2 protein-coding genes and 1 pseudogene are annotated in these 5912 nt (G+C 74.5%); all 3 read left to right on the top strand.

All coding sequences use genetic code 11. From position 1 onward, the window contains the following. Nucleotides 1–308: 308 nt before the first annotated feature. Complete coding sequence (locus ACFXA3_RS19120) at nt 309–2783, top strand: FAD-dependent oxidoreductase (protein ID WP_385188182.1); 2475 nt, start codon at nt 309–311, stop codon at nt 2781–2783. After that, nucleotides 2780–4009 carry a sarcosine oxidase subunit beta family protein gene (locus ACFXA3_RS19115; protein ID WP_385188180.1) on the top strand — a complete coding sequence of 410 codons (1230 nt, stop codon included), beginning with the start codon at nt 2780–2782 and terminating at the stop codon, nt 4007–4009. The genes ACFXA3_RS19120 and ACFXA3_RS19115 overlap by 4 nt, the downstream gene beginning before the upstream one ends. A 12-nt stretch (nt 4010–4021) precedes the next feature. Then, nucleotides 4022–5912: pseudogene (locus ACFXA3_RS19110) on the top strand (sarcosine oxidase subunit delta family protein); the annotation flags it as partial.

The following is a 5912-nucleotide window of genomic DNA, read 5'->3' as shown; positions in this document are numbered from 1 at the left end:
GCGTCCTGTCTTATGCGGGTCTCCCCCGCCCCCCGCCCCCCCCCCCCCCCCCCCCCGGGGCCGGCCCCCCCCCCCCCCCCCCCCCGCGGCCGTTCCCGCCCCGTGCGCAAGGGAGTCGAGGCCCGGCCGGCGCTCTTGACACCACCAGGGGCGAACGGCACTGTGAGTTGCGCACCCTGCACCCCGTTGCGCTGACGGCAACCACTCGGCAACGCGGTGACCACCCGGCGAGCACACGCCGGCGCGGCGAACGCCCGGCGACCGTACGGACACTGCAACTCGACTTCTTGCGAATCGGAGGGGCGGAGATGGCGGGACCGCGCGTGGTCATCATCGGAGCGGGCGTCGTGGGCGCCGCGCTGGCGGACGAACTGTCCCTGCGCGGCTGGACCGGGATCACCGTCGTCGACCAGGGCCCGGTCCCCGTCACCGGCGGCTCTTCCTCCCACGCCCCCGGCCTGGTGTTCCAGGCGAACCCCTCGAAGACCATGACCCAACTGGCCCGCCACACCGTCGAGAAGCTCTCCGCCCTCGACGTCGACGGTGAGCCCTGCTTCCTCCAGGTCGGCGGGCTCGAACTCGCCACCACCCCCGAACGCCTCACCGACCTGCGGCGCCGCCACGGCTGGCTCACCTCCTGGGGCGTCGAGGGCCGGCTCGTGGACCCCGACGGGTGCGCGGCGCTGCACCCGCTCGTCGACCGCGACCGCGTCCTCGGCGGACTGCTGGTCCCCACCGACGGCCTGGCCAAGGCGGTGCTCGCCGTCGAGACGCAGCTGCGGGACGCCCGCGCCCGCGGGGTCCGCGTCCTCGAACGCCACCAGGTCCTGGACGTCCGTACCGAGGCCGACGGCACCACCGGCGCCGGCCGCGTCACCGCCGTGGTCACGGACCACGGCGAGATCCCCGCCGACGTCGTCGTGTGCTGCGCCGGCATCTGGGGCCCCAAGGTCGCCCGCATGGCCGGCATGAACCTGCCGCTGGTCCCCCTCGCCCACCAGCTGGCCTGGACCGGCCCCGTCCCCGCGCTCGCCGGGCAGACCGTGGAGGCCGTCCGGCCCGTCCTGCGCCACCAGGAGGCCGGCCTCTACTTCCGCGAGTGCTTCGACCGGCTCGGCATCGGCTCCTACCGCCACCGCCCCATGCCGGTCCCCGCCGACGAGATCGCCCCGCCGGACTCCTCGCCCCGGATGCCGTCCGTACTGCCCTTCACCGCCGAAGACTTCACCGACGCCTGGACCGAGACCCGCTCCCTGCTGCCCGCGACCCGCGACGCCAAGATCGAGGAGGGCATCAACGGGCTCTTCTCCTTCACCACCGACGGGATGCCCCTGCTCGGCGAATCGCCCGACGTCAAGGGCTTCTGGGTCGCCGAGGCCGTCTGGGTCACCCACTCCGCCGGAGTCGGCCGCGCCATGGCCGAGTGGCTCGTGGACGGCCACTGCTCCTCCTTCGACCTGCACGCGTGCGACGTCAACCGGTTCGAGCCGCACCAGCTCGCCCCCGCCTACGTCCTCGCCCGCGGCTGCCGCAACTTCGCCGAGGTCTACGACATCCTCCATCCGCTCCAGCCGGCCGGTGCGCCGCGCCCGCTGCGCACCAGCCCGTTCCACGTCCGCCAGCGCGAGCTCGGAGCCGTCTTCCTGGAGGCCGCCGGCTGGGAACGGCCGCAGTGGTACGACGCCAACGAGCCCCTCCTGGACCGGTGGGACATCCCGGTGCCCGGAGAGTGGGCCGCCCGGATGTGGTCACCGGTCGTCGGCGCCGAGGCCCTCGCCACCCGGCAGGGCGTGGCCCTGTACGACATGAGCTCCCTCAAACGGCTGGAGGTGTCCGGCCGCGGGGCCGCCGCGTTCCTCCAGCACCTGACCACCTCGGACGTCGACAAGCCGGTCGGCTCGGTCACGTACACGCTGATGCTCGACGAGGGAGGCGGGATCCGCAGCGACATCACGGTGACCCGGCTCGCCCGGCACCGCTTCCAGATCGGGGCCAACGGCAACCTCGACCTCGACTGGCTCACCCGCCACCTCCCCGACGACGGCTCCGTGACCGTACGGGACATCACCGCGGGCACCTGCTGCATCGGCCTGTGGGGGCCGAAGGCGCGCGAGGTGCTCCAGCCGCTCGCCGACGCAGACTTCTCGAACGAGGGCCTGCCCTGGTTCCGGGCCCGCAGCGCCCACGTCGGCGCCGTCCCCGTCACCGCCCTGCGCCTGAGCTACGTCGGCGAACTCGGCTGGGAGCTGTACACCACCGCCGACACGGGGCTGAAGCTGTGGGACACCCTCCGGGAGGCCGCACGGCCGCACGGCGGCATCGCGGCCGGCCGCGGCGCCTTCAACAGCCTGCGCCTGGAGAAGGGTTACCGGTCCTTCGGCACCGACATGAGCCACGAACACGACCCCTACGAGGCCGGCCTCGGCTTCGCCGTGAAACCGGGCAAGGGCGACTTCATCGGCCGGGCCGCGCTGGAGCGCCGCGCCGCGCACGTCCGCCGCCGCCTCACCTGCCTGACCGTCGACGACCCGGCCGCCGTCGTCATGGGCAAGGAGCCGGTGTACGACGGGGACCGGCCGGTGGGCCACGTCACCAGCGCGGCGTACGGGTACACGGTGGGCAAGGGCATCGCCTACGCCTGGCTGCCCGCGGAGCTCGCCACGCCGGGCCGCGTCCTGCACATCGGCTACTTCGACCTGCGCATCGCGGCCACCGTCGCCGCCGAGCCCCTGTTCGACCCGCGGATGCGGCGCCTGCGCGGTCTGCCGGAGGACGCCCGGTGAGCCCCCGGACCCCGGGCGCCGCCCCCGAGCACCCCGCACGGCTGTGGCGCACCCCCGAGCCCAAGCGCGGCTACGAGGTGGTCATCGTGGGCGGCGGGGGACACGGCCTGGCCACCGCCCACTACCTGGCGAAGAACCACGGCATCACCGACGTCGCCGTCCTCGAACGCGGGTGGCTCGCCGGCGGCAACATGGCCCGCAACACCACCATCATCCGCTCCAACTACCTCTGGGACGAGAGCGCCGGGATCTACGAGCACGCCCTCGGACTGTGGGAGGGACTGGAGGAGGACCTCGACTACCCCCTCCTGTTCTCCCAGCGCGGTGTGCTGAACCTCGCCCACACCCTCCAGGACGTACGCGACGGCGTGCGCCGCGTCGAGGCCAACCGCCTGAACGGCGTGGACGCCGAATGGCTCGACCCCGCGCAGGTCAAGGAGGCCTGCCCGATCGTCGACACCTCGCCGGACGTGCGCCACCCGGTCCTGGGCGCCACCCACCAGCCGCGGGCGGGCATCGCCAAGCACGACCACGTCGCCTGGGGCCTCGCCCGCGCCGCCGACGCCGCCGGCATCGACCTCGTCCAGAACTGCGAGGTCATCGGCATCGACGTCCGGGACGGGCGGGTCACCGGCGTCCAGACCTCGCTCGGCCCGATCGCCGCCGGCCGCGTCGCCCTCTGCGCGGCCGGCCACTCCTCCGTGCTCGCCGCCCTGGCCGGCTTCGAACTCCCCCTCCAGAGCCACCCGTTGCAAGCCCTGGTCTCCGAACTCCTGGAACCCGTACACCCCACCGTCGTGATGTCCAACGCGGTACACGTGTACGTCAGCCAGGCACACAAGGGCGAACTGGTCATGGGCGCCGGCATCGACGCGTACAACGCGTACACCCGGCGCGGCGCGTTCCACGTCATCGAACGCCAGATGGCGGCCGCCCTCGAACTCTTCCCGGTCTTCGCCCGCGCGCACGTCCTGCGCACCTGGGGCGGGATCGTCGACGTCAGCCCCGACGCCTCACCCATCACCGGTCTCACCCCCGTGGCGCACCTCTACGTCAACTGCGGCTGGGGCACCGGTGGTTTCAAGGCCACACCGGGCGCCGGCTGGGTCCTCGCCCACACCATCGCCCACGACACCCCCCACCCGCTGGCCGCCCCCTTCACGCTCGAACGCTTCACCACCGGCGCGCTCGTCGACGAGCACGGCGCGGCCGCGGTGGCCCACTGAGGAGCCGAGACCATGCTGCTCATCCCCTGCCCCTGGTGCGGGCCCCGCGACGAGGCCGAGTTCCACTACGGAGGCCAGGCGCACGTGCCCTACCCCACCGACCCCGCGGCCCTGAGCGACGAGGCGTGGGCCCGCTACCTCTTCTTCCGCGACAACCCCGAGGGCCCCTTCGCGGAACGCTGGAACCACGCCGACGGCTGCCGCCGCTGGTTCAACGCGGTCCGGGACACCGCGGCCCACGAGATCCGCGCCGTCTACCGGACCGGCGAGCCCAGGCCGGTGACCGCATGACCGGGCAGCCCCACCGGCTGCCCGGCCGCGGCCGCATCCGGCACGACCAGCCGCTCCGCTTCCGCTTCGACGGCATCGAGTACCAGGGCCACCGCGGCGACACCCTCGCCTCCGCGCTGCTCGCCCACGGGGTCCACCACGCCGGCAGCAGCATCCGGCTCGGCCGCCCGCGCGGCATCTTCAGCGCCGGGGCCGAGGAGCCGAACGCCGTCGTCCAGATCGAGGCCCCCTTCCCCGAGCCGATGCTGCCCGCCACCACCGTCGAGCTGTACGACGGGCTCGTCGCGAGCAGCCTCCCCGGGCGGGGCCGGCTCGCCACCACACCCGACCCCGCCCGCTACGACGCCGTACACGCCCACTGCGACCTGCTGGTCGTCGGCGCGGGCCCCGCCGGACTCGCCGCCGCGACGGCCGCCGCCCGCAGCGGCGCCCGCGTGATCCTCGCCGACGAACGTCCCGAACCCGGCGGCAGCCTGCTCGGCACCGGCGAGCTGCCCGACTGGACCGCCGCGGCGCGCGCGGAACTCGACGCCGCGCCCGAGGTCCGGGTACTGGCGCGGACCACCGTCTTCGGCCACTACGACGACAACCACGTGCTCGCCGTGGAACGGCGCACCCACCACCTCGGCGCGCAGGCCCCCGCACACGTCTCCCGGGAACGGCTGTGGCGGATCCGGGCGCGCCGCGTCGTCCTCGCGACCGGCGCGCACGAACGCTCCCTCGCCTTCGCCGACAACGACCGCCCCGGAGTGATGCCGGCCGGGGCCGCCCGTACGTACCTCCACCGGTTCGGCGTCGTCCCGGGCCGCCGCGCCGTCGTCTTCACCACCAACGACAGCGCCTACGCGGCCGCCCTCGACCTGGCCGCGGCCGGCGTGGCCGTCGAGGCGGTCGTCGACGCCCGGCCGCAGCCGGGGGAGTGGGCGGTGCGCGCCGCCCGGGCCGGTGTCGAGGTGCTCGCCGGGCACGCGGTGACGGGCACCGACGGCGCACCCCGGGTGTCCTCCGTGACCGTGTCCCGGCTCGGGGAAGACTCCGCCGTCCGTGAGCTCCCCGCCGACCTGCTGCTCGTCTCCGGCGGCTGGAACCCGGTCGTCCACCTGTACAGCCAGGCCGGCGGGCGGCTGCGCCACGACCCGGAGCTCGGAACGTTCGTACCGGACGGCTGCCGCCAGGCGGTGGAGGCCGCGGGAGCGGCCCGCGGCGAGCACGACCTCGCCCGCTGCCTGGACGACGGCCGGGCGGCCGGGGTCCGGGCCCTGGAGGCCGAGGGCTTCGCCGCCCGGGACGCGCTCCCGCTCCCGGTCGTCGCCCGGCAGCCGTACACCCCCGCCCGGCACCTGTGGGTGGTCCCCGGAACCGACACGTCCCGCTCCTTCGTCGACCTCCAGCGCGACGTCACCGTCGACGACCTGGCACGGGCGACCGGCGCCGGTCTGCGCTCGGCCGAACACCTCAAGCGGTACACCACGGCCGGCACCGCGAACGACCAGGGCAAGACCTCCGGCGTGCTCGCGGCCGGAGTCGTCGCCCATCTGCTCGGCGTCGACATCGGCGAGCTGGGCACGACGACCTTCCGCGCCCCGTACACCCCCAGTCTCTGTAACACACA

The organism is Streptomyces sp. NPDC059456, assembly GCF_042750055.1.
Lineage (GTDB): Bacteria > Actinomycetota > Actinomycetes > Streptomycetales > Streptomycetaceae > Streptomyces.
The sequence above is the reverse complement of the archived record's forward strand: the minus strand, read 5'-3'. Positions and strand labels throughout refer to the sequence as shown.